Source organism: Pseudomonas sp. CFBP 8772, assembly GCF_014841665.1.
In the GTDB taxonomy this organism is placed as follows: domain Bacteria; phylum Pseudomonadota; class Gammaproteobacteria; order Pseudomonadales; family Pseudomonadaceae; genus Aquipseudomonas; species Aquipseudomonas graminis_B.
This window is the reverse complement of the sequence record NZ_JACYUI010000004.1, coordinates 49,880-76,391: the sequence shown is the minus strand read 5'-3', so window position 1 is coordinate 76,391 and position 26,512 is coordinate 49,880. Positions and strand designations below refer to the sequence as shown.

General features: G+C 60.5%; 30 protein-coding genes and 1 tRNA gene. 21 read left to right on the top strand and 10 right to left on the bottom strand.

Annotated elements, in window-relative coordinates:
* Positions 1-4 precede the first annotated feature (4 nt).
* The gene (locus IFT99_RS10255) at positions 5-568 is read right to left on the bottom strand and encodes a glycine cleavage system protein R (RefSeq protein WP_037014004.1); all 564 of its coding nucleotides are present in this window, start codon (positions 566-568) and stop codon (positions 5-7) included.
* Between the two features lie 313 nt (positions 569-881).
* Here IFT99_RS10255 and dapA point away from each other — a divergent pair, with 313 nt between their 5' ends.
* From dapA to IFT99_RS10225, 6 genes are all read left to right on the top strand, one after another.
* Complete coding sequence (dapA, locus tag IFT99_RS10250) at positions 882-1,760, top strand: 4-hydroxy-tetrahydrodipicolinate synthase (protein ID WP_192132095.1); 879 nt, start codon at positions 882-884, stop codon at positions 1,758-1,760.
* Positions 1,761-1,777: 17 nt separating this feature from the next.
* Positions 1,778-2,893, top strand: a complete 1,116-nt coding sequence (gene bamC / locus IFT99_RS10245; protein ID WP_192132093.1) for an outer membrane protein assembly factor BamC — start codon at positions 1,778-1,780, stop codon at positions 2,891-2,893.
* Complete coding sequence (locus IFT99_RS10240; RefSeq protein ID WP_065986758.1) at positions 2,894-3,652, top strand: MBL fold metallo-hydrolase; 759 nt, start codon at positions 2,894-2,896, stop codon at positions 3,650-3,652. It begins immediately after the preceding gene.
* A gap of 60 nt (positions 3,653-3,712) precedes the next feature.
* The gene (gene purC / locus IFT99_RS10235) at positions 3,713-4,426 is read left to right on the top strand and encodes a phosphoribosylaminoimidazolesuccinocarboxamide synthase (protein WP_065986760.1); all 714 of its coding nucleotides are present in this window, start codon (positions 3,713-3,715) and stop codon (positions 4,424-4,426) included.
* 104 nt (positions 4,427-4,530) lie between these two features.
* Positions 4,531-4,620 (top strand) — tRNA-Ser (locus IFT99_RS10230).
* Between the two features lie 204 nt (positions 4,621-4,824).
* Positions 4,825-5,502, top strand: a complete 678-nt coding sequence (locus IFT99_RS10225) for a class I SAM-dependent methyltransferase (RefSeq protein WP_192132091.1) — start codon at positions 4,825-4,827, stop codon at positions 5,500-5,502.
* A 45-nt stretch (positions 5,503-5,547) separates the two neighbouring features.
* Here IFT99_RS10225 and IFT99_RS10220 read toward each other — a convergent pair whose 3' ends face one another.
* Positions 5,548-5,778, bottom strand: a complete 231-nt coding sequence (locus IFT99_RS10220; protein ID WP_065986976.1) for a DUF6555 family protein — start codon at positions 5,776-5,778, stop codon at positions 5,548-5,550.
* A 396-nt stretch (positions 5,779-6,174) separates the two neighbouring features.
* Between IFT99_RS10220 and IFT99_RS10215 the strand changes: the two genes are divergently transcribed.
* Both IFT99_RS10215 and IFT99_RS10210 read left to right on the top strand, forming a co-directional pair.
* On the top strand, positions 6,175-7,863 hold the full coding sequence (locus tag IFT99_RS10215) for an NAD-dependent malic enzyme (RefSeq protein ID WP_192132089.1): 1,689 nt from the start codon (positions 6,175-6,177) through the stop codon (positions 7,861-7,863).
* A gap of 129 nt (positions 7,864-7,992) precedes the next feature.
* On the top strand, positions 7,993-9,654 hold the full coding sequence (locus tag IFT99_RS10210; protein ID WP_192132087.1) for a GMC family oxidoreductase N-terminal domain-containing protein: 1,662 nt from the start codon (positions 7,993-7,995) through the stop codon (positions 9,652-9,654).
* Between the two features lie 40 nt (positions 9,655-9,694).
* On the opposite strand, the gene IFT99_RS10205 is transcribed toward IFT99_RS10210, so the two are convergent.
* Both IFT99_RS10205 and IFT99_RS10200 read right to left on the bottom strand, forming a co-directional pair.
* Positions 9,695-10,012, bottom strand: a complete 318-nt coding sequence (locus IFT99_RS10205) for a helix-turn-helix domain-containing protein (protein ID WP_192132085.1) — start codon at positions 10,010-10,012, stop codon at positions 9,695-9,697.
* The gene (locus IFT99_RS10200; protein WP_192132083.1) at positions 10,009-10,353 is read right to left on the bottom strand and encodes a toxin; all 345 of its coding nucleotides are present in this window, start codon (positions 10,351-10,353) and stop codon (positions 10,009-10,011) included. Before IFT99_RS10200 ends, IFT99_RS10205 begins: the two co-directional genes overlap by 4 nt.
* Positions 10,354-10,611: 258 nt before the next feature.
* Between IFT99_RS10200 and IFT99_RS10195 the strand changes: the two genes are divergently transcribed.
* The 6 genes from IFT99_RS10195 to IFT99_RS10170 all read left to right on the top strand — a co-directional run bounded on the left by IFT99_RS10195 (position 10,612) and on the right by IFT99_RS10170 (position 16,344).
* Complete coding sequence (locus IFT99_RS10195) at positions 10,612-12,261, top strand: phosphoethanolamine transferase (RefSeq protein WP_192132491.1); 1,650 nt, start codon at positions 10,612-10,614, stop codon at positions 12,259-12,261.
* Positions 12,254-12,913, top strand: coding sequence for a class I SAM-dependent methyltransferase (locus IFT99_RS10190; protein WP_192132081.1), 660 nt, complete (start codon positions 12,254-12,256; stop codon positions 12,911-12,913). Before IFT99_RS10195 ends, IFT99_RS10190 begins: the two co-directional genes overlap by 8 nt.
* A gap of 140 nt (positions 12,914-13,053) precedes the next feature.
* A complete protein-coding gene (gene rnd, locus IFT99_RS10185; protein ID WP_192132079.1) occupies positions 13,054-14,187 on the top strand; it encodes a ribonuclease D in 1,134 nt (377 codons plus the stop codon).
* Positions 14,184-14,477 (top strand): YcgL domain-containing protein, encoded by a 294-nt coding sequence (locus tag IFT99_RS10180; RefSeq protein ID WP_065986773.1) that lies wholly within the window; start codon positions 14,184-14,186, stop codon positions 14,475-14,477. The genes rnd and IFT99_RS10180 overlap by 4 nt, the downstream gene beginning before the upstream one ends.
* A gap of 131 nt (positions 14,478-14,608) precedes the next feature.
* Positions 14,609-15,541 (top strand): D-2-hydroxyacid dehydrogenase, encoded by a 933-nt coding sequence (locus tag IFT99_RS10175; protein ID WP_065986775.1) that lies wholly within the window; start codon positions 14,609-14,611, stop codon positions 15,539-15,541.
* 353 nt (positions 15,542-15,894) lie between these two features.
* Entirely contained in the window at positions 15,895-16,344 is a 450-nt protein-coding gene (locus tag IFT99_RS10170; RefSeq protein WP_192132077.1) for a YcgN family cysteine cluster protein, read from the top strand.
* Between the two features lie 62 nt (positions 16,345-16,406).
* Here IFT99_RS10170 and IFT99_RS10165 read toward each other — a convergent pair whose 3' ends face one another.
* The 4 genes from IFT99_RS10165 to IFT99_RS10150 all read right to left on the bottom strand — a co-directional run bounded on the left by IFT99_RS10165 (position 16,407) and on the right by IFT99_RS10150 (position 18,637).
* Positions 16,407-16,778: a YgaP family membrane protein gene (locus IFT99_RS10165; RefSeq protein WP_065986777.1), complete on the bottom strand. Its 372-nt coding sequence runs from the start codon at positions 16,776-16,778 to the stop codon at positions 16,407-16,409.
* A gap of 85 nt (positions 16,779-16,863) precedes the next feature.
* Positions 16,864-17,352 (bottom strand): RNA methyltransferase, encoded by a 489-nt coding sequence (locus IFT99_RS10160; RefSeq protein WP_065986778.1) that lies wholly within the window; start codon positions 17,350-17,352, stop codon positions 16,864-16,866.
* Between the two features lie 156 nt (positions 17,353-17,508).
* Positions 17,509-17,880 (bottom strand): YajD family HNH nuclease, encoded by a 372-nt coding sequence (locus tag IFT99_RS10155; protein WP_065986779.1) that lies wholly within the window; start codon positions 17,878-17,880, stop codon positions 17,509-17,511.
* 70 nt (positions 17,881-17,950) lie between these two features.
* Complete coding sequence (locus IFT99_RS10150) at positions 17,951-18,637, bottom strand: spermidine synthase (protein ID WP_192132076.1); 687 nt, start codon at positions 18,635-18,637, stop codon at positions 17,951-17,953.
* 111 nt (positions 18,638-18,748) lie between these two features.
* On the opposite strand from IFT99_RS10150, the gene IFT99_RS10145 reads away from it, so the two are divergent.
* Complete coding sequence (locus IFT99_RS10145; protein WP_192132074.1) at positions 18,749-19,036, top strand: hypothetical protein; 288 nt, start codon at positions 18,749-18,751, stop codon at positions 19,034-19,036.
* 16 nt (positions 19,037-19,052) lie between these two features.
* Here IFT99_RS10145 and IFT99_RS10140 read toward each other — a convergent pair whose 3' ends face one another.
* Both IFT99_RS10140 and IFT99_RS10135 read right to left on the bottom strand, forming a co-directional pair.
* Positions 19,053-19,520 carry a Crp/Fnr family transcriptional regulator gene (locus IFT99_RS10140; protein WP_192132072.1) on the bottom strand — a complete coding sequence of 156 codons (468 nt, stop codon included), beginning with the start codon at positions 19,518-19,520 and terminating at the stop codon, positions 19,053-19,055.
* 118 nt (positions 19,521-19,638) lie between these two features.
* Positions 19,639-21,696, bottom strand: a complete 2,058-nt coding sequence (locus IFT99_RS10135) for a S9 family peptidase (protein WP_192132070.1) — start codon at positions 21,694-21,696, stop codon at positions 19,639-19,641.
* A gap of 151 nt (positions 21,697-21,847) precedes the next feature.
* Between IFT99_RS10135 and IFT99_RS10130 the strand changes: the two genes are divergently transcribed.
* The 6 genes from IFT99_RS10130 (at position 21,848) to IFT99_RS10105 (ending at position 26,409) form a co-directional block, all read left to right on the top strand.
* On the top strand, positions 21,848-22,351 hold the full coding sequence (locus tag IFT99_RS10130) for an MFS transporter (protein WP_244656957.1): 504 nt from the start codon (positions 21,848-21,850) through the stop codon (positions 22,349-22,351).
* 51 nt (positions 22,352-22,402) lie between these two features.
* A complete protein-coding gene (locus IFT99_RS10125; protein ID WP_065986787.1) occupies positions 22,403-23,176 on the top strand; it encodes a class II glutamine amidotransferase in 774 nt (257 codons plus the stop codon).
* Positions 23,177-23,189: 13 nt separating this feature from the next.
* The gene (locus IFT99_RS10120) at positions 23,190-23,714 is read left to right on the top strand and encodes a DUF2937 family protein (protein ID WP_192132068.1); all 525 of its coding nucleotides are present in this window, start codon (positions 23,190-23,192) and stop codon (positions 23,712-23,714) included.
* Positions 23,715-24,032: 318 nt separating this feature from the next.
* Positions 24,033-24,797 (top strand): 5-oxoprolinase subunit PxpA, encoded by a 765-nt coding sequence (locus tag IFT99_RS10115; RefSeq protein ID WP_192132066.1) that lies wholly within the window; start codon positions 24,033-24,035, stop codon positions 24,795-24,797.
* Positions 24,794-25,498, top strand: a complete 705-nt coding sequence (locus tag IFT99_RS10110) for a 5-oxoprolinase subunit B family protein (RefSeq protein WP_192132064.1) — start codon at positions 24,794-24,796, stop codon at positions 25,496-25,498. The genes IFT99_RS10115 and IFT99_RS10110 overlap by 4 nt, the downstream gene beginning before the upstream one ends.
* Positions 25,495-26,409 (top strand): 5-oxoprolinase subunit C family protein, encoded by a 915-nt coding sequence (locus tag IFT99_RS10105; RefSeq protein ID WP_192132062.1) that lies wholly within the window; start codon positions 25,495-25,497, stop codon positions 26,407-26,409. The genes IFT99_RS10110 and IFT99_RS10105 overlap by 4 nt, the downstream gene beginning before the upstream one ends.
* The last annotated feature ends 103 nt before the right edge of the window (positions 26,410-26,512 follow it).

Below are 26,512 nucleotides of genomic sequence, written 5' to 3'. Positions count from 1 at the left end.
TTCCTTACATCGGTGCTTGAGGGCGCCATGGTTCGATCAGCGCATCAAGGTTGAGGGCGTCGGCGAAGTCCAGGAACTGGTCACGCAGCCAACTGATCTGGGTGCCGGCCGGTAATGTCACGGTGAACGTCGCGTTGAGCATGGTGCCGCCGGTCTGCGGTGCCTGATAGGTGTCGCAGATTAGGTTTTCCAGCTCGACGTTGTGATCGATGAAGAACTGGCACAGCTCGTTAATGATGTCCGGGCGATACGCCGAACTGACGTAGGCCACGTAGGGCAGGGCTTCCGGGCGGTTTTCCAGCGAAGCGCTGCGCACCACATTGACGGTGAAGGCGTGTTTCTTGGCCAGATTGGGCAGACCCGTTTCCAGACGCGCCAGGGCGTCCCAGCTGCCGGAGATCTGCAGGATCAGCGCGCTGCACTCACCGTGGCGAGTGAGGCGTGAGCTGACGACCGAGCAACGGCTTTCGTTACTGGCGCGGCACAGGACGTTGGTCAGCTCCATTGGGTTGGCGCCAAGGGCACTGATGACAAGGAATTGTTCGCGAACTGTGGGGATGGATGACATGCAGCATTCCTAAACGATGAGCGGTCGGTACGCAGCAGGCCTTTGCCGGCGGGCTCGACGGACGAAGGCATCGTGACGTCGCCCCGACCCACAGCCGGCAATCGCTGCCATGAGCCTGTCATGGCGCGCGATAACGACGCAGGGCGGGGTAATTGACGTCAAAATCGAGCAGTCGAACGAGCCGGGCAGATGACCCGTACCGATCAAAGACCGAAGGGTAGCGAAAACCGGCGCCGAGGGGAATGCTCGCCTTGTGCAAGGATCATGGCGCCAGTACCATTACCGCTCTCTTTTTCCGGCAGGAGCGGTTTGCATGATTGCGGGCAGTATGGTGGCACTGGTCACACCCATGGATGCACAAGGTCGTCTCGATTGGGACAGCCTGAGCAAACTGGTGGACTTTCACCTGCAAGAGGGCACCAACGCCATTGTTGCCGTCGGCACCACCGGTGAATCCGCGACGCTCGACGTCAACGAGCACATCGAAGTCATCCGCCGCGTGGTTCAGCAGGTCGCTGGCCGCATTCCGGTCATCGCCGGCACCGGCGCCAACTCCACCCGCGAGGCGGTCGAACTGACCACCAACGCCAAGAACGCCGGTGCCGATGCCTGCCTGCTGGTCACCCCGTACTACAACAAGCCGACCCAGGAAGGCTTGTACCAGCACTTCAAGCACATCGCCGAAACCGTCGACATCCCGCAGATTCTGTATAACGTGCCGGGTCGTACTGCCTGCGACATGTCGGCCGAGACCGTCATCCGCCTGTCGAAAGTCAAAAACATCATCGCCATCAAGGAAGCCACCGGAGACCTGCAGCGCGCCAAGGATATTCTTGCCGGCGTGAGCAGCGACTTTCTGGTCTATTCCGGCGACGACGCGACTGCTGTCGAGCTGATGTTGCTCGGTGGCAAAGGCAATATTTCGGTCACCGCCAACGTCGCACCGCGCGCCATGGCCGACCTGTGCAAGGCCGCGATGGACGGTGACGCCGACACCGCCCGCGCCATCCACGAAAAACTGATGCCGCTGAACAAGACTCTGTTCATCGAATCGAACCCTATTCCCGTGAAATGGGCCCTGCATGAGATGGGTTTGATGCCAGACGGTATTCGTCTGCCACTCACCTGGCTCAGCGAGTCCTGCCACGAGCCGCTGCGTCAGGCCCTGCGCCAGTCCGGTGTATTGGTCTAATGAGGAAGCATTACGCAATGAAGCGACTGGCCGGACTTTCCGCACTAGCCTTGATTATCTCCAGCACCAGCGGTTGCAGCTGGCTTTTTGGCCAGGACGGTTATTTCCGCGATCGCAGCAGCGATTACCTGGAAGCGACCCAGAAGCCGCCGATGCAAATGCCCGAAGGCGTTCAGGAAGTCAAACGACTGGACCCCTTGCTGCCGATTCCGCGCAACGTTGCCGACGACACCCAGAAGGGTGAATTCACCGTGCCGCGTCCGCAACCGCTGACCACCGCTCAGGACTCCGGCGACTACACGCTGCAGAAGAGCGGCGACAACCGCTGGATTCTTGCCCAGCGCGCACCGGCTGAAGTCTGGCCAGTGGCGCATCAGTATTTCGAAGACAACGGTTTCCGCATCGCCGAAGATCGTCCGCAAACCGGTGAATTCAACACCACCTGGCAGCGCATGGACGAGTTGTCGGCATCGGTTGCCAAGCGCATGGGTTCGAGTGGCGATGCTGCCAACACCGAGACCCGCGTGCGCGTTCGTATCGAGCCGGGCGTGCAGCGCAACACCAGTGAAATCTATGTGGTCAGTGTGCAACGTCCGGCCGGCAGCCGCGATGATCCTGCATTCCCGTCGCGCAGCACTAACGTCGGCCTCGACTCCGTGCTGACCGATGACATGCTGGCAAGTCTGACCCGTACGGCCGAGAAGGGCGGTTCGGTGTCCCTGCTGGCGGCGCGTGATTTCGACACCCCAAGCCGCGTCTCTCTCAGCGAAGACGGCAGCGGCAACCCGGTGCTGAACCTGGGCGCAGACTTGGATCGCGCGTGGTCGAGCGTCGGCCGTGCGCTTAACCAGGGCGACTGGCGCGTTGAAGACATCAACCGCAGCCTGGGCCTGTACTACATCAACCTGGCGGAAAAAGCCGACAAGCCTGAAAACAAGCCTGGCTTCCTCAGCCGTGTGTTCGGCAGTGAAGAGTCCAAGGAAGAGAAAGAAGCCCGCGCCGAGCGTTATCAGGTTCGCCTGAGCAAGGTCGGCGAGAACGTTCAGGTCACGGTCGAGAAGAACATCAACACCGTGGCGCCGACGGAAGTCGCTCGTCGTGTGTTGAGCGTCATTCAGGACAACCTGGGTTAAGTGCGCTTCGCGGTTCTCGGCAGCGGCAGCCGTGGCAATGCCACGCTGGTTGCGAGCAACGACACGTATGTGCTGGTCGATTGCGGTTTCTCCTTGCGGGAAACCGAACGGCGGCTCGACAGGCTGGGCGTCAGCGGTAAACAGCTCAGCGCCATTCTAGTGACCCACGAACATGCCGATCATGTGCATGGCGTGGGTTTGCTGTCTCGGCGCTACGATGTGCCGGTGTACCTCAGCGACGGTACGCTGCGCGGCATGCGCAAGCCGGTCGAAGCCGGTCTTCGGCTGGTGGGCGGGCAGGGGCTGCGCATTGGTGGTCTGGACATTGACGTGGTGTCGGTGGCTCACGATGCGCTGGAGCCCACGCAGTTCGTGTTCAATGACGGGCGCCGTCGCTTCGGCCTGTTGACCGACCTTGGCTCGTATTGCCCGATGGTGCTCGACAGCTACCGCGGCCTCGACGCGCTCATGGTCGAGTCCAATCACTGCCGCGATCTGCTCGCCCGGGGTCAGTACCCGTACTTTCTCAAGCAGCGGGTGGGTGGTGATCACGGTCATTTGAACAATCATCAGGCTGCCAGTCTGGTGAACGAGTTGGGATGGCAGGATCTTCAGCACCTGGTGCTGGCCCATCTGAGCAGCAAGAACAACCTGCCGCATCTGGCCCGGCAATGTTTCGTCGACACCCTTGGGTGCGACGAGGACTGGCTACAATTGGCCGATCAGGATTCAGGGCTCGACTGGCGCGAAATCGCCTAGCGTCCCAAACGGGCGACTCGCCCCCCATTATTCAGCCAGATTCAGCAAGCGGAGCCCATCATGGAAAAACGTGAAGAACTCTACCGCGGCAAAGCCAAGTCGGTTTACAAGACCGATGACGCTGACCGCTTGATCCTTGTGTTCCGCAACGACACCTCGGCGTTTGACGGCAAGCGCATCGAACAGCTCGACCGTAAAGGCATGGTGAACAACAAGTTCAACGCCTTCATCATGCAGAAGCTGGAAGCCGCTGGCATTCCGACCCAGTTCGATAAACTGCTGGCCGACAACGAAGTGCTGGTCAAGAAGCTCGACATGATCCCGGTCGAATGCGTCGTGCGTAACTACGCCGCCGGCAGCCTGGTCAAGCGCCTGGGCGTGGAGGAGGGCGTGAAGCTCAACCCTTACACCTTCGAGCTGTTCCTGAAGGACGACGCCAAGGGCGACCCATTCATCAACGACTCCCACGTCGTCGCGTTCGGTTGGGGCACCGCCGAGCAACTGGTTCGCATGAAAGAGCTGTCCCTGAAGGTCAACGAAGTCCTGTCCAAGCTGTTCGACGACGCCGGCCTGCTGCTGGTCGACTTCAAGCTTGAGTTCGGCGTGTTCAGCGACGGCTCGATCGTCCTGGGCGACGAGTTCAGCCCGGACGGCTGCCGCCTGTGGGACAAAGAAACCCGCAAGAAAATGGACAAGGACCGCTTCCGTCAGGGCCTCGGCGATGTCATCGAAGCCTACGAAGAAGTCGCCCAGCGTCTTGGCGTACCGCTCTGATCCAACGCTTCACGCGTAAAACGCTGCAAGCATCTGAAAGAACGCGAAAAAATCCGTAAAAAGGGTTCGCGTTCTTCGGACGAACTGTTATGATGCGCGCCGTTGGAGAGATGCCGGAGTGGCCGAACGGGACGGATTCGAAATCCGTTGTACTGGCGACAGTACCTAGGGTTCAAATCCCTATCTCTCCGCCATTATTTGAAAAGCCCCAGAAGTTATGCTTCTGGGGCTTTTTTGTTTCCGCGATTTAAAAAAACCCCTCCAAAATCCGAGCTGCGCCCTGCGCACTTTACTTTTTCCAACCCCCGCCTACTCTCGATCTCACGCCCCTTCACGGTACGAGATCGCTCCACGCTCCATCCCCAATCCCTCAGCCCTTCCGGCGAGTCAGAGAAGCCATGACTACCATCCAACAGCTCAACGATTTCATCAGCAACCCGGAGCTCAACGATTCGATCGCGCAGATCTGGACATTCATCGGCGAGCATTTCGAGCAGGCGCAGAGCACGTTGCCGGCAGAGCGGGCGATGCCGCGCAAGGAGTTGTCGTTTCATGATCATGTGCGGCTGCTGGGGTATCTGGCGCTTCTGGTCGAAGGCATCCCCGGTGATGTGGTGGAGATTGGCGTTTGGAAGGGCAAGTCGCTGGTGCTGATGAATGAGGTCTGCAACCGCGAGCGCCGCATCATCGGGATTGACCCCTTTGAGCTGCCCAACCAGTTTGAGGAGTTCAGTTATTACCAGGAGAAGCTGTTCTCGAACGCTCTGGTGCTGAGGGGCTATTCAGAGTTATGCGCCGAGCGTTTCTACAACCTGTCGCCGAAGGTGGCGCTGTTACACGTCGATGGCGGCCATGCCGGGCGCAATGTGCTGTTGGATTTCCTGCTGTATTCGCCCAGCGTCGTACCGGGTGGCTTTATTGTGTTCGACGATTACGGCGACTTCCAGCATTCACCTGAAGTCGGTCCGGCTGTGGACCTGCTTCGCGCGACGGGCTATTTCAAGGGATTCAACGTGATTGGGTGTGTGCATGGCTTTGAGGCGAGCTATGTGATTCAGCGCGTTGGACAGGCCTGACCACGGCGTCAAAAAAGTGGGTAGATCGGCTTGGAGGGCAATCAATCAGACCCACTCCCCCCAGCGCACGTCCGTCAAACCGTAGCGGCGACCATGGGCCATCAACGCTGTCAGCTCCTCCCGGGTCTTGGACAGGTTGTGCAGCACGCCTATGCCTGCGTGCAGACAGGCGTAATACCAGGCGTCTGATTCGTCCAGCACTGAGTCGGGTTGGAGAAATACTCGGTGCTCGCCCAGAAAGCGGTAGTGGATGCGAAAGATGCGCTGGCCTGACATTGATATCTCCGTTTTGATATCAATGTGACTGCAATGGCTCATCGCCAGTTCAATGTGTAAGTCATTTCGTCCATCGGTCGAGGGTGACCGTGGTCGAAAGAGCTTTGCTCGAAACGGTCGATTTCCCATAACGTCGTTTTTACTGTGACCCGCCACGGCCTGCTGGTTCCCAATGCACGGCCAGTTTCTGACCGTTTGGACGACTTGGCTCCATCATTTCGCAATCGTAGGGCGACAAAATGTCGCAATCGTTTTCAGGCGAGTAAGATAGGCACCCTGTTTTTACCCCCTATTTCTTCGGACGGATCCTGCGTTGAGCGTCGTGTACATCGACCTCCGGGGCCTCGTTTCTACGACGTATTGATAGAGCAAACAGAGAAAAGGCGATCACTGCAAATGACCAAGACCTCGCGACCTTTATATATTTCCTATGCCGGCCCTTCGTTGCTGGAAATGCCGCTGCTCAACAAGGGCAGTGCGTTCACACCGCAAGAGCGCATCGATTTCAACCTGGTCGGCCTGCTGCCCCAGAACGTCGAAACCATCGAAGAGCAGGTCACCCGCGTTTACAACCAGTACCAGCAATGTGCGAGCGACCTGGATAAACACATTTACTTGCGCTCGATCCAGGACAACAACGAAACCCTGTTCTTCCGCCTGCTGGATTCGCACCTCGACGAGATGCTGCCGATCATCTACACCCCGACCGTGGGTCAGGCGTGTCAGGAATTCTCGAAGATCTACCGCACCCACCGCGGGCTGTTCATTTCCTACCCTGAGCGCGACCGCATCGACGACATCCTGCGCAGCGCAACGAAAGATCGCATCAAAATCATCGTGGTGACGGACAGCGAGCGCATCCTCGGCCTGGGCGATCAGGGCATTGGCGGCATGGGCATCCCAATCGGCAAGCTTTCGCTGTACACCGCGTGCGGCGGCATCAGCCCGGCGTACACCTTGCCGATCGTGCTCGACGTGGGCACCAACAACAAAGAGCTGCTGGACGACCCGATGTACATGGGCTGGCGCCACGAGCGCGTGACTGGCAAGGAATACGACGACTTCATCGCCCTGTTCATCGAGGCCGTTCAGCGCCGCTGGCCGGACGTGCTGCTGCAGTTCGAAGACTTCGCCCAGACCAACGCCATGCCGTTGCTGGAGAAGTACCGCGATGAGTTGTGCTGCTTCAACGACGACATTCAGGGCACCGCGTCGGTTGCCGTGGGTACGTTGCTGGCGGCGTGCAAGGCCAAGCACGAGACCCTGGGCCAGCAGCGGGTGGTGTTCCTGGGCGCGGGTTCGGCGGGTTGCGGGATTGCCGAGCACATCATTGCGGCCATGGTGATCGAAGGCCTGAGCGAGGCTGAAGCGCGCAAGCGCGTGATGATGGTCGACCGCTTCGGGTTGCTGACCGACAGCATGGACAACTTGCTGGACTTCCAGAAGAACCTCGCGCAAAAGTCCGCCGACGTGGCTGGCTGGTCGAGCGGCGAGGGTTCGCCCGAGTTGCTGGACGTGGTCGCCAATGGCAAGCCGACTGTGTTGATCGGCGTCTCCGGCCAACGCGGCCTGTTCACCGAGCAAGTCATCCGCGAGATGCACAAGCACTGTGCCAAGCCGCTGGTGATGCCGCTGTCCAACCCCACCTCGAAGGTCGAAGTCACCCCGCAGGAAGTGCTGACCTGGACCAACGGCGACGCGCTGGTGGCGACTGGCAGTCCGTTTGCCCCGGTCACCGTGGGTGATCGCACGTTCCACATCGCCCAGTGCAACAACTCCTACATTTTCCCGGGCATCGGCCTGGGTGTTGTGGCGTCGAAAGCCACGCGCATCACCGACAAAATGCTGATGGCCGCTTCCAATGCGCTGGCGGAATGCTCGCCGATGGTCACGGGCAAAGGTGACGCTGTGCTGCCGCCGCTGAAGGAGATTCAACAGGTGAGCAAGAAGATTGCCTTGGCCGTGGCCAAGCAGGCTCAAGCTGAAGGCATCGCGCTGGAGACCACCGAACAAATGCTCGTCGAAGCCATCGAGCGTCACTTCTGGATGCCGAGCTACCGCAGCTACCGTCGCAGCGCTGTGTAATCGCACCGCCACTGACGGCAGACGCTTCAACCGGACCGCCCCATGGAAACATGCGGCGGTCTTTTGTTTTGTGGCGAAAAACTTCAGGATGGGGCCTGCATAAAAACAAAAAATATCAGCGAGGGACGCATGCAAATGGACGTCGGTCTTCATGACTACATCATCGTCGGCGCAGGCCCGGCGGGCTGCCTGCTGGCCAATCGGCTGTCGCAGAATCCTGCTCATCGGGTCCTGCTGCTTGAAGCCGGCGGCCAGGACAATTACGCCTGGATTCATGTGCCGGTGGGTTACCTCTACTGCATCGGCAATCCGCGCACCGACTGGTGCTTCAAAACCGAAGCGGAGCCCGGCCTCGGCGGACGCGCGCTCAACTATCCGCGCGGCAAAGTACTGGGCGGCTGCTCGTCCATCAACGGCATGATCTACATGCGCGGGCAGGCCCGGGACTACGACGGGTGGGCGGAGCAGGGCAACACGGGCTGGGGCTGGGGTGACGTCCTGCCAATCTTCAAACGCTCGGAAAACCATTACGCCGGCGACTCGGACCTTCACAGCGCGAAAGGTGAGTGGCGTGTCGAGCAGCAGCGTCTTTCATGGTCGTTGCTGGATGCGTTCCGTGAAGCGGCGGCTCAAACCGGCATCCCGTCGATCCCCGACTTCAATGGCGGCGACAACGAAGGGTGCAGCTATTTTCAGGTGAATCAACGGCGCGGTGTGCGCTGGAACGCGTCCAAGGCATTTCTCCGTCCGGCATTGAAGCGGCCGAACCTGACGGTAATCACAGGCGCGGAAGTGTCGCGCGTCGTGTTCGAAAACAGTCGAGCCAGCGGGGTGATTGCTCGCGTCAACGGGCAGGAACAGACGCTTCGCGCGCGACGGGAAATCATCCTTTGCTGCGGCGCCATCGGATCGCCCATGGTCCTGCAACGCTCCGGCATCGGGCCGCGGCCATTGCTGGAAAAGCTCGGCATTGGCGTGCGGCATGAGCTCCCCGGGGTTGGCGCGAATCTGCAGGATCACCTGCAGTTGCGCCTGATCTACAAGGTCACCAATGGCCAGACGTTGAACCAGATGGCCGGCAGTCTGTGGGGCAAGATGAACATGGGCCTGCGCTACGCCTTCAATCGCAGTGGGCCGTTGGCAATGGCGCCGAGTCAGCTGGGTGCTTTTGCGCGCTCGGGGCCGGAGCAGGCGAGCGCTAATCTTGAATACCACGTGCAGCCCTTGTCCCTTGAGCGCTTCGGCGAACCGCTTCACGGCTTCCCTGCATTCACGGCGTCAGTGTGCGACTTGCGCCCGCAGAGCCGTGGGACGGTGGAGGTCCGTTCGGCGCTGGCCGATGCCGCGCCGGTCATTCGGCCGAATTATTTGAGTCACGAGACCGATCTCAAAGTCGCTGCCGAAGCCATTCGCCTGACCCGTCGCATCGCCGCTGCTCCTGCGCTTGCTCGCTTCGAGCCGGTGGAGTACCTGCCCGGCGCGGGCCTGCAAACCGAGGAAGAACTGCGCGAGGCCGCCAGCGTCATCGGCACGACGATCTTTCACCCGGTCGGCACCTGCAAGATGGGGCAGGGCCGCGACGCCGTGGTCGACGAACGCCTGCGCGTGCACGGCATCACCGGCTTGCGCGTGGTGGATGCGTCGATCATGCCGAACATCACCTCCGGCAACACCTGCTCGCCGACCGTGATGATCGCCGAGAAGGCGGCGCAGATGATTATTGAGGATGAATTGAGGAGCGGCATACCGGAGATAACGAGCCTGCCCACCGCTCTTGAATCCCGGGCTTAATAGGGCGAGCGTTGAACGCTAGTGCCCGATAAGCAAACGCCTAAATCGCACTCAGGCGGTCAACCATGTCCGGAAATTTTTCGACCAGTTTGATCAGCAGGGCAGCTTGGGCATTGGGTTTGGATTTTTCCTGCTCCCAGTTGCGCAGGGTGCTCGTGCTGGTACGGATCCGCCGCGCAAATACGTTTTGAGACATGTGCAGTCTTTGCCTCAAGGCCACTATTTCCTGCGCAGAAATATTGGGCGCCGGCCTGTCTTCGAAGGTATCGCTCCGAAGGGTGAGCTTCCCCTCTCGGTGCGCCGTCATCTCTTCAACACCCTCCATCATTTCTGCGAACAGGTCGCGCTTCTTGCTCATCGTTTGCCTCTCTTGCGCAGCTCTGCGTCGATAGCGGCCTTCAATTGACGCTGCTGATCAGCGGTCAAGTTCGAGACCTCATCCTTGTCATAGATCGAAAACATCCAGATCTGGCGATCATTGATTAGCCAATAATAGATAACCCGCAGGCCGCCACGCTTGCCTTTGCCTCGACGTTCATCGTGCCAGCGCAGCTTTCTGAATCCGCCCGTTCCTGGCATGAGATCCCCTGACTCGGGGCCTGCCAAGATATGAATCTGAAGCGCGCGATAGCCATCATCGTCGAGGTAGCCCGGCCTAAGCCGGCTGAAAGTTGTTGTTTCGAAAAATACAGCATCCATAAAAGGGTAGGCAACCTGATTATGTTTGGTCTGACCTCTAAGCTATCGGTCAGAGCGAAACGCTTCACCTCGTTTTCTGCGACCAACTGTTGCATCGATTCGATGCGTCCAATGGAATGCCGCGGCAACACACCAATCCCACCCCACCATTCGTTCTCATCCTTTTCACAAAAAATTGATGGCCAGATGCCTAGAGTTCGCGGCATCGGCGGGGTTTCCTCCGCGTTTATATTCTCATTTCCACCCAAGCAGACTTTTATGCTGAACGTCAAAGCAGTTCGTCCCGAGCTTGTGACAGTGCTTGCCAGTGCCTTTCTATTGATCGGGTTTAACCTGACCCTCTGGCAGCATTTATTTGCAATTACTGACTCTGATGGTAAGGGCCTGTTGTTGCGTTGTGCTTTTGCGCTGATGGTGTTTTGTGCGTTTAATATTTTCTTCACGCTGTTAGCGTTCAAACGCGTATTAAAACCGGTGTTGATCGTTATCTTTTTCGTCAGCGCCGGCGTGGCTTACTTCATGAGCCAATACGGCGTGATGATTGATTCGGGGATGTTTAGAAACTTCGCTGAAACCAATGTCACGGAAGTACGCGATTTGCTCTCGTTGAAGTTGCTCGCTTATTTGTTTTTTCTGGGTGTGGTGCCGTCGTTCATTCTTTTCAAAACACCGATTGCCTATCGCCGCTGGCCCCGTGAGTTGCTCAGCAAGGCGCTGGTGTCCGTGGTGTGCGCGGTCGCCATTGGCGGTGTTGCGTTGATGAATTACCAGGGGCTGTCATCGCTGTTTCGCAATCACCACGAGTTGCGCCTGATGGTGGTGCCAAGCAACTACCTGGCAGCGTCCGTGGGTTACTTGAGCGAGCAGGTCAAGTCGGCGCAGCGGCCGTTCTTGAGCATCGGTCAGGACGCCAAACTTGCCAGCGACTGGCAGCAGCACAAGCGCAAGTCGCTGACCGTGCTGGTGGTGGGTGAAAGCGCGCGGGCGGAGAACTTCGGCATCCTGGGTTACAACCGCGATACCACGCCCCAGCTGAGCAAGGAGCGCGGCCTGCTCACCTTTACGGATGTGCATTCCTGCGGCACGGAGACGGCGGTGTCGGTGCCGTGCATGTTTTCCAACATGGGCCGCAAGGATTACAACGCAACCACCGCGCGCAATGAAGAAGGCATGCTCGATGTGCTGAAACGCGCCGGGCTGGATGTGATCTGGCGGGACAACCAGTCGGGCTGCAAGGGCACCTGCGACCGGGTGACGTTGCAGGATGTCAGCAATCTCAAGGACCCGGCGCTGTGCGCCAACAACGAGTGTCGCGATGAGATCCTGTTGCAGGGCCTGCAGAAGTTCATCGACACACTGGACAAGGACACCGTGCTGGTCCTTCATCAGATGGGCAGTCATGGTCCTGAGTACTTCAAGCGTTATCCAAAAGAATTCGAGAAGTTCACCCCGGTGTGCGAAAGCAATGCGCTGAATAACTGTTCCCGGGAAAGTATCGTCAACGGTTATGACAATACATTGCTCTACACCGACCATGTACTGGCGTCGCTGATTGATATTCTGCGCAGCAATCAGGGCAAAGTGGACACGGCCATGGTGTATTTGTCCGACCACGGTGAGTCACTGGGTGAATACAACCTGTTCCTGCATGGCACGCCTTATGTGCTGGCGCCCGATCAACAGAAACATGTCCCGATGATTGCCTGGTTCTCCGAGAACTATCAGCAGTCATTTGCAGTGGATACCCATTGCCTGCAAAAAGAGCGCAATGCCCCTCTCAGTCAGGACAACCTGTTCCATTCGATGCTGGGCCTGCTGGAAGTGCAGACAAAGGTCTATAACCCGGCGCTGGACATGTTCGCGGGTTGTCGGGGGATTTATACGGACGGGGTACTGGCCAATGAGTGAGCCCCTCGGCAAAAAAATACACGTCGACGCGTACGTGGGCGGGCACGAACACACCCTCAGTCGACGTCTGAGTCTGTGGCGCGATGCGCAGCTGGCACGGAGGGCGTTGCGTGATGCGGGCGAGCCTGGACTGGTGCTGGACGTGCCGTCGGGTTCGGGGCGTTTCTGGCCGGTGCTGGCCGAACACGCCAATCGGGTGATCCTCGCAGCCGATCCGTCCACCGACAGGCTGGCGCTCGCCGAGGCGCAGTCATCCAACGAAGTGCGCAAGCGCATCCGCACATTCCAGAGCTCGGCGTTTTCCATCGGCCTGTCCGGCAACGCGGTGGACTGCATTTTCTGCATGCGATTGTTCCATCACCTGGCCGACAGCGAAAAACGCGGCGCGATTCTCGACGAGTTCCATCGGGTAACCCGCGACACGGCCATCGTCGGGCTGTGGGTGGACGGTAACGTCAAAGCCTGGCGTCGCAAACGGCAGCAGGGTCGACTGGACGCCGGCATGTCTGCGCCCCGCAATCGATTTGTGGTGTGCCGCAGCGACATTGAATCCGAGTTCGCGCGGGCGGGTTTCAGAGTCGTCGATCACCACGACTTTCTGCCCGGCTACGCCATGTGGCGCGTGTATGTGCTGCGCAAGGCGGGCCAGTGATCAGTGATCGGATGGACGGTCGTCGCCGCGGCGGCTATTTGCGCGCTCCAAAGATGAAGTTGTTCGAGACTTGCAGGACGGATGCCCGGTAACCGCTTGTAGCGATATATACTGCGCGCCATTCTTCGAGGGAGAGCCGTGTGGCCATCGATATTCACTGGATTCGCGACGACCATAGCCTCGCCGAACATTGCGCACAGTGGCAGACCCTGTCCTACGTCGCGCTCGACACCGAATTCATGCGGGTCGACACCTTTTATCCCATCGCCGCGCTGTTGCAGATCGGCGACGGTTCACGCGCTTACCTGATCGACCCGTTGCTGATAAGCGACTGGAAACCTCTGGCCGCGCTGCTGGAAAACCCTGACGTCATCAAAGTCGTTCACGCCTGCAGCGAGGACCTCGAGGTGCTGTTGCGCCTGACCGGCAGTCTGCCGGCGCCGCTGTTCGACACGCAACTGGCTGCGGCCTACCTGAACCTCGGGTTCTCGATGGGTTATTCGCGTCTGGTCCAGGACGTGCTGAACATCGACCTGCCGAAAGGCGAGACCCGTTCTGACTGGCTGCAGCGCCCGCTTTCGGAAACCCAGATCAGCTACGCCGCCGAAGACGCGGTGCACCTGGCAGAGGTGTACAACCTGCTGCGTCCGCGTCTGTCCGATGAAAAGTACGCCTGGGTGCTGGAGGACGGTGCCGAGCTGGTCGCCAATCTGCGCCGCGAAACCGATCCGTATGACGCTTACCGCGACGCCAAGCTGGCGTGGAAGCTGTCACGGGCGCAACTCGCCGTGTTGCGTGAACTCTGTGCCTGGCGCGAGCAGCAGGCGCGCCTGCGCAATCAGCCACGCAACCGCGTGTTGCGCGAGCACTCGCTGTGGCCGCTGGCAAAATCCCAGCCGGATAATCTCGCCGCGCTGGCGAAAATCGATGATATGCACCCCAAGACCGTGCGTCAGGACGGCGAGTTTCTGCTCGACCTGATCAAAAAAGCCGGCAGCGTGTCGCCGGATCTGTGGCCGCCCGCGTTGCCGGAGCCGTTGCCGATCGAGGCTTCAAGCGTGCTGAAGAGCTTGCGCGTCATTGGCCAGCAGCAAGCCGAGCGCCTCGACATGGCCCCGGAATTGATGCTGCGCAAAAAGACTCTCGAAGCCCTGCTCAAGACCGGTTACCCAGACGGTCCCTATAAATTGCCCGAATCGCTGCGTGGCTGGCGCCGCGAATTGATGGGCCAGATGCTGCTCGACAGCCTGGCCAATGCCGGAGAACAGCCTTGAAACATATTTGCTCCATCTACCGCAGCCCGCGCAGGAACGAAATGTACCTGTATGTCCTCAAGAGCGACGCTCTGGAGCGTGTGCCTGAAGAATTGCTGACTGCGTTCGGCAAGCCGCAGCACGCTTTCAACCTGGTCCTGTCGCCAGAACGCGCTCTGGCCCGTGAAGACATTCATGCGGTGCTCGCCAACCTGGAAAAGCAGGGTTACCACCTGCAAATGCCACCGGCCGAAGACGATTACATCGAGCACCTGCCCGAAGAGCTGCTGCGCCGCAACGATCCGATGTGATCGATTTCTGACCCTGCAATCCACCGCAGGGGTACACCGGACCGTCGCATGCGTCAGACCTGACCGGCTCAATCGAGCGCGGTCCGGAACGCTGCGCGGTCGCATGCCCCGTTTATTCGAGTTTTGAAGCCATGCGCGTTCTGATCGCCGAACACGATTATCCCGTTTACACCGAACTCCTCCGCCAGGCGGCCCCCGAAATCGAAGTGTTGAGCAGCGGTCACTCCGCTGAACTGTCGAAAATGGCCGCCGAGGCGCCGATCTGGCTCGGTCAGCCTGACCTGCTGGCGAATCTGCTGCGCCAGGGCCACAAACCGAAATGGCTGCAATCGACCTGGGCCGGCATCACGCCGCTGCTGGCAGACGGGCTGTACCGCGACTATCAACTGACCCGCGCCGTCGGCATCTTCGGTCAGGTGATGGCTGAGTTCGTGCTGACCTACATGCTGGTGCATGAGCGTGAGGTGCTGGCGCGGTTGGTCAGTCAGGTCGAGCGCAAGTGGGACAACCGCATGGGCCGCAGCCTGTCCGGACGCAAGGCGTTGATCGTGGGGACGGGCGACATTGGCCGCTGCGTGGCGCAGTTCCTCGTGCCGTTCGGCGTTGAGCTGTATGGCGTTGCGTCGAGTGCGCGGACCGAAGCGCCGTTCGTTGAGGTGGCTGCGCTGGAGGACCTGCCGCGTCTGGTGGCCGAGGTCGATTTCGTCATCAACCTGCTGCCCAACACGCCGCAGACCCAGGACCTCTACAACGCCAAACTGTTTGCCGGCTTCAAGCCCTCGGCGTTGTTCATCAACGTCGGGCGGGGCACGGCGGTGGTGGATGCGGATCTGGTCGAAGCGCTGAAAGAAGGGCATCTGGCGGGGGCGGTCATTGACGTCTGCCGGCAGGAGCCATTGCCCCAGCGTCACCCGTTCTGGACGGCATGGGGCCTGTTGCTCACCGGTCACAGCTCGGCGCCGACCTCGCCGCCGGCGATGACTCAGCTGTTCGTGGACAACCTCAAGGCCTATACCGCCGGCGAGGCATTGCGCGGCGAAGTGGATTTCGCCAAGGGGTATTGAGCACTTCCCGGCTGAAACCGGCCCTGCTGACACAGCGATGAGTGGGACCGGCTTCAGCCGGGAAGAGGCCCGTGTGTACGCCATCCATTTTGTGGAGTGGCCCCCGACGCCTTCCCGGCTAAAGCCGGTCCCACTAAAACCTAGCGTCCAGTCCTTACAAACTGAAATACCCCTCAGCCGCCAGCTCAGCCAGCGGCCGACGCGGGCTCGGCGTTTCGCGGACCGCATTACCCCGCCAAAGCAGGTCCAGCCGGAGGAACGCGTTTACCGACAGTCGCCAATGCTTGGCCCAAATGACTTGTGCCTCTAGACTGGCGGCCTTTCATTGCCCCACAGCTGTTTGCGCGAGAACCATGGCCGCCATCGTAGAACCCTTCTGGATACGCAAAACCCTTGAACAGCTCGATGCAGTCGAGTGGGAGTCGCTGTGTGACGGCTGCGGTTTGTGCTGTCTGCAAAAGCTCGAGGACGAGGACGACGGCAGCGTTTATTACACGCGCATTGCCTGCAAGCTGCTGGATATGAAGACCTGCGCCTGCACTGACTACTCGAATCGTCGCGCCCAGGTCCCGGACTGCATTCAGCTGACGCCGGGAAAGGCTGATGAATTCAAGTGGTTGCCGCCCACCTGCGGCTATCGGCTGGTCAGCGAGGGCAAGGACTTGCCGCTCTGGCACCACCTGGTGTGCGGGGACCGGGAACAGGTGCACAAGCAGCGTATTTCTCAGTCCGGCCGCATGCTCAGTGAAGGCAGCGTGCTGGAGGACGACTGGGAGGATTACCTGATTTTTCGTGCGGGCTAAAGCAAAAAGCTCGTGGGGCTGTCGGTTCAGCCGTCACGAGCTTGCGTGCGATGCAGCGTGGATCAGACGCCTTTCGGACCTTTCAACGCGTCGGCGCCGGTGTCGACAGCGTCTTCTACAGCGACTTCAGCCTTGGTCTTCAGCTTGCTCAGCTCGGCGCCGGCTTCTTCGATGCGCGAACGGGCCACGTCCATCTCGCTGCGGCTTTTGTCGATCAGCGCTTTGGCCGAGCAGTGGCCGGTAATACCACGGGCCAGAACGGCACCGCCGATTGCCAGTTGCACCAGACCAAAGATCCCGCCGCGGCGCAGACCCTTGCCCATCATCAGTACACCACCTGCCAGCGAGCCAATACGCTCCCAGCCCTGTACGTTCTGCTCCGGGTAGTCGTGCAAAGGTCGTTCGATGCGTTCAATGATCGGGGTGTCGCTCATGATGCGTTCTCCGTGAAAGGTAGGGTCCTTAAAGCTGACTGTCAGCAGCGCAAACTGTTCAATGCGTTTTGTCAGCGCGCGGACGTCAGGTGCGATCGGTTTCCCGTCCGAACTGCGGGCCGGAGCGGGTGTTGATGCCTTTGGCCATGCGGTCGTAAAGCACGACGTTGACCGTCGCGGCGAGGTTCATGCAGCCCGTCGTGGGGATGTACACCACGTCTTCGCACCAATCGCGGATTTCCTTATCCAGTGAACCGTCTTCCGGGCCGAAGATGTAAATCGCGCGATCCGGGTGCGTGTACTCGGGCAGCGCCCGTGCGCCTTCGACCAATTCCACGGCCACCGGCACGCAGCCCAGCGGGATGATCTTTCTCAGGTCATCGATGCCGATCAGCGGAATGTCCTGATGAATCTTCTTGGTGTCGGTGACGAAATCACGCGCACGCTCATAGCGCTTGCCGGTATAGAACACCGACGCCACGCCATAGCAGCCTGCTGCGCGCATCACCGAACCGACGTTTTCCGGGGATTTGGGATTGAACAAGCCGATGCAGGCATAGCGTTTGTTGGCCACGGGGGAGGGTGCTCATCAGAGGAAGCGCAGGATTATAGGGGAAAGAAGCAGCGGCAAGTTTCAAGCTTAAAGCTGCAAGAGGCGGTGAACGGTGGCCCGACAGACGCCGCTGTGCTTTTACTTGCCGCTTGCCGCTCAAAACGTGCAGCTCATTCCTCAGTCTTTCTTCATCAACCCAGCCAGCGCGGCGAACGGGTTGTGGGTGGCCTTGGCGGCTTTCGGGCTGCTGGTCGAGCTTTCCGAGAAGTACTGCTGATCGGTGTAGCGCGAATGTTCGTTGTCGTGGCAGTACAGGCACAGCAGCTCCCAATTGGAGCCGTCCTGGGGATTGTTGTCATGGTTGTGGTCGCGGTGGTGAACGGTCAACTCGCTGAGGCGTTTACCGGCAAATTCCCGGGCGCAGCGGCCGCAGACGTGGGGGTACATACGCAGGGCTTTGTCGCGGTAACCCATTTCGCGATCACGCTGGGCATCGGCGAGGATGCGGTCCAGTTTGGAAGTATTGGTTGGCGTGTTGGCCGAACTCATGGCGTCACCTGTTTCGTGTTCTGTTGGCGATGGAGAGCAATGCAGGCAAGTCTAGCGCTTTGCCCGTCGATCAGCCCTTCAGTTTTTCAGCGATCCAGATGGTATGCCGTGTGCCCTTGTTGCCGTGGGCGTAGACCTTGACCTCTTCAGCCTTGAAACCGGCCTTGCGCAGTTTGTCGCTGAAGGCCGCATCGGCGCTGGCGGACCACACGGCCAGCACGCCTTTTGGGCGTAGCGCGCTGGCACAGGCCGCAAGACCGCCGGCCGAATACAGCCAGCTGTTGGACTTTTGCGTCAGGCCTTCGGGGCCGTTGTCGACGTCCAGCATGATCGCGTCAAAGCCCTGGGGTTCGGCTTTCAGCACTTGAGCGACGTCCTGTACCACGACCTTGGCGCGCGGGTCCTGCAACGGATTGCCCGATTTCTCGCCCAGCGCGCCGCGGTTCCACTCCACCACGCCGGGCACCAACTCGGCGACTACTACTTCGCCGTTCTTGCCCAGGTGCTTGAGTGCCGACGCCAGGGTGAAGCCCATGCCCAATCCGCCGATCAGCACCCGCGGGTTAAGGCGGGCAGCGACCTTCTTGCACGGTATTTCGGCCAGGGCGTCTTCGGAGCCGTGCATGCGCGTGTTCATCAACTGGCCGCCGTCGCCGCCCTGGATCTTGATGACAAAATCTTCGCCGTACTCGAACAGGCACAAGGCGCCGCCGTCATCAGGGATCGGAGTGGTGTCGAGCAGAACAAAACGTTTCATGGATAACTCGTCAAAAGGGTAGGGCCGCATGCAGCGCAATTTGTCAGAGCGCGATGGGTTGCGCAGGAGTAGCCTGAGCGGTAAGCGAAAGATTGGCAGGGGAGGCCAACGATGAAGTGCTCCATTCTACTGACGATTGTCATCACTGTGCTCGGCGCGCCGCAAGCGTCTGCCGAGAGCCTGCAGCCTGTTCTGAATACACCCGAGCCCATCGCGGCTTCCGAGGGTTCGCCCGGCACCGCGACGCCAACGCCGTACCCGCAAGTGGCACCGCCGGGCGTTCCCCATGCAGGCGGGCAAGGCAACCCGCCGTTATTGCCGAAGATTCCCCAGCCAGGTCCGCCAAAGGACGATGAGCCATTGCCCGGCTTGCAGCCGTCGGCCAAGCCCAGTCCCTGACTCACGCTCGACGCTCTCAATCCTGCTGCGTCACCACCTGGCCGTCCATCATGCGCAGCCGCTTCGACATGGCCACCGCGATCGCGCGGATGATCTTCGCCGCCACTTTCGGTGCCTCGTTGAGCATCTTTTCCAGCGAATCCTTGCCAAGGTTCAGCAGGTAGCACGACGATGCGGCGATGCATGTGGCCGAGCGGCGTTCGCCGTCCAGCACCGCCATTTCGCCAAACGCTCTGCCGCTGCGCAGCACGGCGGTCTCCACCGGCTGGCCGTCGCTGTTGAGCTTCTGCACCGACACCGTGCCCGAATGAATAATGCACATGAACGTGCCCGCGTCGCCTTCGTTGAAGATCGCGTCGCCCTTTTCAATGCTGCTGATGCTGAAGTACCCCGCAGCGGCGGCGAATTCTGCAGGCGTCAGGGCTATGAACAGACCGCAGTCCATCAGCATGTCGCGGATTTCTTTGTTGAGTAATGTAGACATGGCGAGTTCTTGTTGAGTGTTCAGGGAGATTGCGTGAAGCACTGGCTGGCGTGAGAGCAGCCCCGGACTTTACAGCGTCCGGGGCTTGCCATGTGACACACCACTCGCGCAGATTTCGTCAGGCCATGTTCAGCACTTTCAGAATAAATCCGTATTCGAGTGCTACGTCACGCAATCCCTGATAGCGCCCGCTCATGCCACCGTGTCCTGCACCCAGTTCGGTCTTGAGCAACAGCAGGTTATCGTCGGTTTTTAGATCACGCAGCTTCGCCACCCACTTGGCCGCTTCCCAATATTGCACGCGGCTGTCGTTGTAACCCGCGATCACCAGCATGGCCGGATAATCCTGTGCCGTGACATTTTCATAAGGCGCATAGGCCTTGATCCGCGCGTGAACATCCGGCTCTTGCGGATTACCCCATTCGTCATATTCAGTGACGGTCAGCGGCAGATCGGGATCGAGCATGGTGTTCAGCACATCGACGAACGGCACCTCAGCAATGGCCGCCTCGAACAGCTCCGGACGCTGATTGACCACCGCGCCAATCAACAGGCCGCCGGCGCTGCCGCCACTGATGACCAGTTGCTCGGCAGTGGTGATGTTCTCCGCGATCAAGTGTTCGGCGCAGGTGATGAAGTCGCTGAAGGTGTTCTGCTTGTGCTCCTGCTTGCCGTTGCGGTACCAGGCTTCGCCCAGCTCACCGCCGCCGCGCACATGGGCGATGGCGAAAGCGATGCCGCGATCGAGCAGGCTCAGTCGCGCATGGGAAAACCACGGGTCCAGGCTCTCGCCGTACGCGCCATAGCCGTAGAGATACAGCGGAACCGTCTGACCCGCCAGCTCGCGCTTGACCACCAGGCTGATCGGCACTTGCGTACCGTCGGCGGCCGTCGCCCACAACCGCTGGCTGACGTAGGCATCGGCGTCGAACACACCCAGTACGGGCGTTTCCTTGAGTACGACCTGTTCCCCGGTCGCCAGCGACAATTGCCATACCTGCGGCGGACGATTCAGCGACTGATAGCGCAGGCGAATCGTGTCGCTGTCGAACTCAAGGGTGTCCTGCACGTACAGGTTGTACGCTGCATCCGGCAGTTGCACGCGATACGCCGGCAGGCCTTGGGGATGTACTTCGACAATCGGCAGGCCGCCTTCGCGCAGGCTCAAGGTCAGGCCTTTGGCGTTGAGGCTGAAGCCGTCGAGCATGACCGTCTCGCTGTGGGCAATCAGGTTCTGCCAGTCGCCCCGTTGCGGGATGCCATCGGTCTTTTCAGTCGCGTGGTACAGCGCAAAGTTGATGCCGTCCTGATTGCTGCGGATCACCCAGCTCCATTCGCCCTCGATCAATCCGTGGTCCACCGAATACTCGTGGCCTTCGCTGCGCGGTGCCATGCACACGAACGCCTGCTCGGGCGTGCCCGCGTCCAGCACCCAGGCCTCGCTGGTGGTTTTACTGTCCAGCCCCATGATCAACTGCCGCTCCGAACTGCTGCGATAGCAATGCAGGAAGAAGCGCCCGTCGGGCTCGCTGAACACCAGCTCGGCGGATGCTTCGCCCAGCTTGTGGCGATACAGCTTGTGCGGACGGTGAGTGTCGTCCAGTTCGCCGAAGAACAGGGTCTGGCTGTCGTTGGCCCAGGTCATGCTGCCGTCGCAGTCTTCGAACGGCAGGCTGCTGACCGCGCCGCTGCTCAGCTCTTTGACGTACAGCTGATAAACCTCCTCGCCGCTGGTGTCGAGGCTGTAGGCCAGGCGTTGATGGTCGGGGCTGATGCTGAACGCGCCGAGGGAGAAGAAGCCACCGCCGGCCAGTTCGTTTGGGTCGAGCAGCAATTCTTCAGCGCTTTCGTCGAGGGTCTGGGAGTCATCGGCCGGACGCGGGCAGCGGTAGTGACGGGCGTATTCGTCGCCTTCGGTGGTCCGGGTGTAATAAAGATACGGGCCCCAAGGGGAGGGCAGGGACAGATCGGTTTCAAGGATGCGGCCCTTGATCTCCTGGAACAGGGTGTCGCGCAACGGCTGCAGGTCGGCGAGCTGCTGTTCCTGCCAGGCGTTCTCGGCCTTGAGGTAATCGAGCACTTCCTCGGTGTCGCGGTTTTGCAGCCAGGCGTACGGGTCGGCGCCGTCAGCCTTGCGGGCGACGGGGGCGGTGGAGGTGTGTGGGGCGGAAGGCATGCTGGGCTCTCTCACGTGGGCTCATTTAAAAGGGATCGGTCGCGCTGCCCGGTGCTGGACACGCGGCGGACCGATAACTGAAGCCGGGGAAGCCGGGCTGGTGAAAAGTCGTTATCATAAGCGCCTCTTTACCTGCCTTACCACGGACGTCATGACCGACAACGACTATCTGATTGCCTGGGGCCTTTACGCGTTCGCCGCGTTGGGCTGTCTGTTGGTGTGGTTCAAGCTGACCGGCTGGATGTGGCGCTACCTGCGCGAACCCCTGCGCGTGATCGGCGCCGTGCTGTTGTTCTGCCCGACCATCGTCGATCCGGCCAAGGATCAATACGCCCCGGCGCTGGCGATCAGCGTGCTGGATCTGGCGCTGAAAGTCGGCAACAACGTCTGGCGCGCCGTGCTCGACCTCTCCACTTACGGCGCCGTCGCGCTGGGCCTCTACTTGGTTTACGCCTTGATCCGCTTGCCGTTCCTGCGCAAGAAAAAAGCCCGTCTGGCCCACGCCGAAGCTGCCGCTGCACAGGCTGCCGCCGAGCAGAAGGAACACGACGAGCCTTACGCGGACCAGCCTGCAGGACGCTTCGCCAGCCCGTCGCCGGTGGCATCGCCAGCACCTGCGCCGAGCGGCCGCTATCGCGTCGAACCCAAACTGTGATGATCACCGGCATCCTCCCAGACGCGTGCTTCAACGCACCGAGACCCGAGCATGTGTGAACTTCTGGGCATGAGTGCCAACATACCGACGGACATCGTGTTCAGCTTCACCGGGCTGATGCAGCGCGGTGGCCGTACCGGTCCGCACCGCGACGGCTGGGGCATCGGTTTCTACGAAGGCCGTGGCCTGCGCCTGTTTCAGGACCCTGCCGCGAGCAGCGAGTCGGAAGTTGCGCAACTGGTCCAGCGTTACCCCATCAAGAGCGAAGTGGTCATCGGCCACATTCGTCAGGCCAACGTCGGTAAGGTCTGCCTGTCCAACACCCATCCTTTTGTGCGCGAGCTGTGGGGGCGCAACTGGTGTTTCGCCCATAACGGTCAGCTCGCGGATTTTCACCCCGGTGCCACGTTTTATCGGCCAGTGGGCGATACCGACAGTGAAGCGGCGTTCTGCGACCTGCTCAACCGGGTGCGTGAAGCGTTTCCCGAGCCCGTGGAGATCGAGCAGTTGCTGCCGACTCTGGTCGAGGCCTGCAACGAATACCGCAGCAAAGGCGTATTCAACGCACTGCTCAGTGATGGCGACTGGCTGTTTTGCTACTGTTCGACCAAGCTGGTGCACATCACCCGCCGCGCCCCGTTTGGCCCGGCGCGCCTGAAAGATGTCGACGTCATCGTCGATTTCCAGGCAGAAACCACGCCCAACGATGTGGTGACGGTGATTGCCACCGAGCCGCTGACCGAAAACGAGACCTGGAACCGATACGAGCCGGGTCACTGGAGTCTTTGGCGCCGCGGCGAATGCGTTGCCGAAGGCTCGGCCTGAAAGAGAGGGATCTATGCTGCGCAGCTATATACGACTGGTGTTGTTCACGGCAGGCCTGTTGATAGGCGTGCAGATTCCAGGCTTCATCAGCGATTACAGCAAGCGCGTCGAAGCGCACATGCTGGAAGCGCAACAAAGCCTGCGCGGTTATACCGAAACCGCCCAGCGGTTCTTCAATGGCGACGTGCAGGCCCTGATCCAGCATTACCGCAGCAGCGATGATCCGGTGTTCCGCACCGACGCTGACAACATCAGCAACCTGCTCACCCGCAATCAGACCCTCGACCGTGAATGGCTGGCGCTGCAAGGCCCGTGGTACTCCCGCGCCTGGCATGTGCTGACCGCCGCCGACACCGGCATCCGCGACGAAACCTGGAATGGCTACACCTGGCAGGTGCTGTTGTCGCCGGAAGTCATCGGCTGGGGCCTGCTGTGCGCATTGCTGTTTTCGCTGGTCATCGAAAGCATTGTGGTGTTCATTGACTGGGTGTTTGTGGGTCGGCATCACGTGCGACCGGTGGGGCGCGACTGGCGTTGATGCTCATTGCCGGCACCCGCTTGATTGGGCAGTGATGCTACTGACGCCTTCCCGGCTGAAGCCGGTCCTACAGTGGGGGGTACTTCGTAGGACCTTGTAGACCGGCTTTAGCCGGGAAGGGGCCCTCACAGTCAGTGAAGATCCTCGCACCGTTCACTTTTTCTTATCCTCCCCCCGCGCTTTAATTAGTTGGACGCTTGGGCCATCCGCGCCGAAGAATGCCCCCAACGCACAGCCCCGTGTCCCGCGCTGCCAACCTGACAACCCCGCGCGTACACTCGAGCTTCTCCCCGTCTCGTTCGCACAGGAGTCACGCCTTTGAGCCGCCTGTTATTGAATTGTGATATCGGCGAAAGCTACGGCGTCTGGACCATGGGTCTGGACGCCGAGGTCATGCCCTACATCGATTGCGCCAACATCGCCTGCGGCTTCCACGCCGGCGACCCGAGCGTCATGCGCAAGACCGTCGCGCTGGCCCTGGCCAACAACGTTACCATTGGCGCGCACCCGGCTTATCAGGATCTGGTGGGTTTCGGCCGTCGCTCGATGGCCTGTTCGCCGCAGGAAATTCAAGACCTGCTGCATTACCAGATCGGCGCACTTGACGGCGTTTGCCGAGCCCAGGGCAGCCACGTCAGCTACGTCAAACCCCACGGCGCGATGTACAACGACATGATGGCCAACCCGACGCAACTGCGCGCCGTTATCGAGGCCATCGCCCGTTACAATCCCGAACTGCCGCTGATGCTGCTGGCCATGCGCGACAACTCTGCGGCGCAAGCCATCGCCGATGAATTCGGCATCACGCTGTGGTTCGAGGCCTTTGCCGATAGGGCCTACGACAATGTGGGGCGTCTGGTCTCGCGCAACATTCCCGGCGCGGTGCATCACGATGCCGAGGTCATCATCGCTCAGGCCATGACCTTGTCCCGAGGCGAAGCCTTGATCGCCAGCGATGGCAGCGAGCTGCGGCTGCAACCACACACCTTGTGCGTGCACGGCGACAACGCCAGCTCCATCGACGCAGTCCAGCGCATTCGTCAGGCATTGAACGGCACTGACGCCGGACCGTCGGCCCCGTGAACCTGCGCATCGAAGTCGTCGCCATCGATTGCCTGATGGTCCGCCTGTTCGACGCCATCGACGAGGCCAACATGCCGTGGATGCTCGCCGCGACGTTGCGTCTGCGCGAGGGCTTTGCTGCGCAATTGATTGATCTGGTGCCGTCCTACACCACGTTGATGGTGCATTACGATCTGTTGGCGTTGAGTCCGACACAGGCTCGGGCGATCATTACCGATGCGCTGAAAGACCTCACACCCGACGCCGCCCAAGGCGGTCGGCAGCATGTGTTGCCGGTCTGGTACGACCTCAGCGTCGGGCCCGAGTTGAGCCTGTTGTCCAGGCGCAGCGGGCTGTCGGTGGAAGAAGTGATTAGCCGCCACAGCCAGCGCGAGTATCAGGTCTTCGCCCTGGGCTTCGCGCCGGGGTTCGGGTTCATGGGGCTGGTGGAAGAAATCCTCGCCGCGCCGCGCATCAAGACACCCCGCAAGCGCGTTGCCGCGGGAAGTGTCGGCATCGCCGAACGGCAAACGGCGGCCTATCCACTGGAGTCGCCCGGCGGCTGGAACATCCTCGGGCGCACCCCGGCCAAACTGTTTGATCGCGAAATCGACGGCTACAGCCTGATGCAGCCTGGCGACACCGTGCGTTTTGCCGCCGTTGATCACGCCGAGTTCATGCGTCTGGGCGGCGACGACACGCCGCTGGAGGGCCTGGCATGAGCGCGTTGACGGTTAAAAGCAGCACGCCGCTGTGCCTGTTGCAGGACGCGGGACGGTTTGGCGTAAGACACCTCGGCGTCACCCAGGGTGGGGCGCTGGACTGGGTGTCGATGTCGTGGGCCAACAAGCTACTGAATAACGCGCTGGACGCTGCCGTCGTCGAAGTGACATTGGGCGGCCTGACGCTGGTAGCCGATGCCGACTGCTGTCTGGCCCTGGCGGGTGCGGATCTGGGCGCGATGCTCGACGATCGTCCGATGGCGCCGTGGCGCAGCTTCTTTGTGCGCAAAGGCCAGCAGCTACGTTTTACCCGGCCCATCAACGGTGCCCGCGCCTACCTCGCGGCGCCCGGCGGATTTGCGGCGCTCGATGTGCTCGGCAGCTGCTCCACCGTCACACGCGAAGGGCTGGGCGGGCTCGAAGGAAGCGGCAAAGCGCTGGCTGAAGGCGATCAACTGACTTATGCAGGGGCGTCATTTGAGCTTCACGCGCTGCCCGATCACCTCATTCCCGACTTTTCCGAACAGCGTCCGCTGGATGTCGTTCTCGGTGCACAGATCGGCCAGTTCAGCGGCTTGAGCCTGTTCGATGCGTTCAATAGCGACTGGACCCTCGACAGCCGCGCCGACCGCATGGGCATGCGCCTGCTGGGGCCGGAGCTGGTTTATCAGGGCAAACCGATGATCTCCGAAGGCATCCCGCTCGGCGCCATCCAGGTCCCGCCGGATGGTCAGCCGATCGTCCTGCTCAACGACCGTCAGACCATCGGCGGCTATCCAAGGCTCGGCGCGCTGACGCCGTTGTCACTGGCGCGGCTGGCGCAGAAACTGCCGGGGAGTGTGGTGCGGATGAGGGCAGTGGTGCAGGACGTGGCGCATCGGGAGCAGGTGGAATATACGAAGCGGTTTTGAAGTTGACCCTGTGTGGTCTGTTTCGTACAGGCTCATCGGAATCGTCATTCAGTATTCTCAGGTCAGTCATTTTTTATGCTGGCCGTTACGTACCTCATACCCC

Bases quoted from the DNA above. Each gene is read 5' to 3' on its own strand.
- IFT99_RS10210 (WP_192132087.1), top strand. From the start codon at position 7,993: ATGCAAATGGACGTCGGTCTTCATGACTACATCATCGTCGGCGCAGGC.
- IFT99_RS10170 (WP_192132077.1), top strand. From the start codon at position 15,895: ATGGCCGCCATCGTAGAACCCTTCTGGATACGCAAAACCCTTGAACAG.
- bamC (WP_192132093.1), top strand. From the start codon at position 1,778: ATGAAGCGACTGGCCGGACTTTCCGCACTAGCCTTGATTATCTCCAGC.
- IFT99_RS10195 (WP_192132491.1), top strand. From the start codon at position 10,612: ATGCTGAACGTCAAAGCAGTTCGTCCCGAGCTTGTGACAGTGCTTGCC.
- dapA (WP_192132095.1), top strand. From the start codon at position 882: ATGATTGCGGGCAGTATGGTGGCACTGGTCACACCCATGGATGCACAA.
- IFT99_RS10190 (WP_192132081.1), top strand. From the start codon at position 12,254: ATGAGTGAGCCCCTCGGCAAAAAAATACACGTCGACGCGTACGTGGGC.
- IFT99_RS10255 (WP_037014004.1), bottom strand. From the start codon at position 568: ATGTCATCCATCCCCACAGTTCGCGAACAATTCCTTGTCATCAGTGCC.
- IFT99_RS10200 (WP_192132083.1), bottom strand. From the start codon at position 10,353: ATGGATGCTGTATTTTTCGAAACAACAACTTTCAGCCGGCTTAGGCCG.
- IFT99_RS10215 (WP_192132089.1), top strand. From the start codon at position 6,175: ATGACCAAGACCTCGCGACCTTTATATATTTCCTATGCCGGCCCTTCG.
- IFT99_RS10125 (WP_065986787.1), top strand. From the start codon at position 22,403: ATGTGTGAACTTCTGGGCATGAGTGCCAACATACCGACGGACATCGTG.
- IFT99_RS10120 (WP_192132068.1), top strand. From the start codon at position 23,190: ATGCTGCGCAGCTATATACGACTGGTGTTGTTCACGGCAGGCCTGTTG.
- purC (WP_065986760.1), top strand. From the start codon at position 3,713: ATGGAAAAACGTGAAGAACTCTACCGCGGCAAAGCCAAGTCGGTTTAC.
- IFT99_RS10155 (WP_065986779.1), bottom strand. From the start codon at position 17,880: ATGAGTTCGGCCAACACGCCAACCAATACTTCCAAACTGGACCGCATC.
- IFT99_RS10145 (WP_192132074.1), top strand. From the start codon at position 18,749: ATGAAGTGCTCCATTCTACTGACGATTGTCATCACTGTGCTCGGCGCG.
- IFT99_RS10105 (WP_192132062.1), top strand. From the start codon at position 25,495: ATGAGCGCGTTGACGGTTAAAAGCAGCACGCCGCTGTGCCTGTTGCAG.
- IFT99_RS10205 (WP_192132085.1), bottom strand. From the start codon at position 10,012: ATGAGCAAGAAGCGCGACCTGTTCGCAGAAATGATGGAGGGTGTTGAA.
- IFT99_RS10225 (WP_192132091.1), top strand. From the start codon at position 4,825: ATGACTACCATCCAACAGCTCAACGATTTCATCAGCAACCCGGAGCTC.
- IFT99_RS10140 (WP_192132072.1), bottom strand. From the start codon at position 19,520: ATGTCTACATTACTCAACAAAGAAATCCGCGACATGCTGATGGACTGC.
- IFT99_RS10220 (WP_065986976.1), bottom strand. From the start codon at position 5,778: ATGTCAGGCCAGCGCATCTTTCGCATCCACTACCGCTTTCTGGGCGAG.
- IFT99_RS10135 (WP_192132070.1), bottom strand. From the start codon at position 21,696: ATGCCTTCCGCCCCACACACCTCCACCGCCCCCGTCGCCCGCAAGGCT.
- IFT99_RS10165 (WP_065986777.1), bottom strand. From the start codon at position 16,778: ATGAGCGACACCCCGATCATTGAACGCATCGAACGACCTTTGCACGAC.
- IFT99_RS10130 (WP_244656957.1), top strand. From the start codon at position 21,848: ATGACCGACAACGACTATCTGATTGCCTGGGGCCTTTACGCGTTCGCC.
- IFT99_RS10175 (WP_065986775.1), top strand. From the start codon at position 14,609: ATGCGCGTTCTGATCGCCGAACACGATTATCCCGTTTACACCGAACTC.
- IFT99_RS10150 (WP_192132076.1), bottom strand. From the start codon at position 18,637: ATGAAACGTTTTGTTCTGCTCGACACCACTCCGATCCCTGATGACGGC.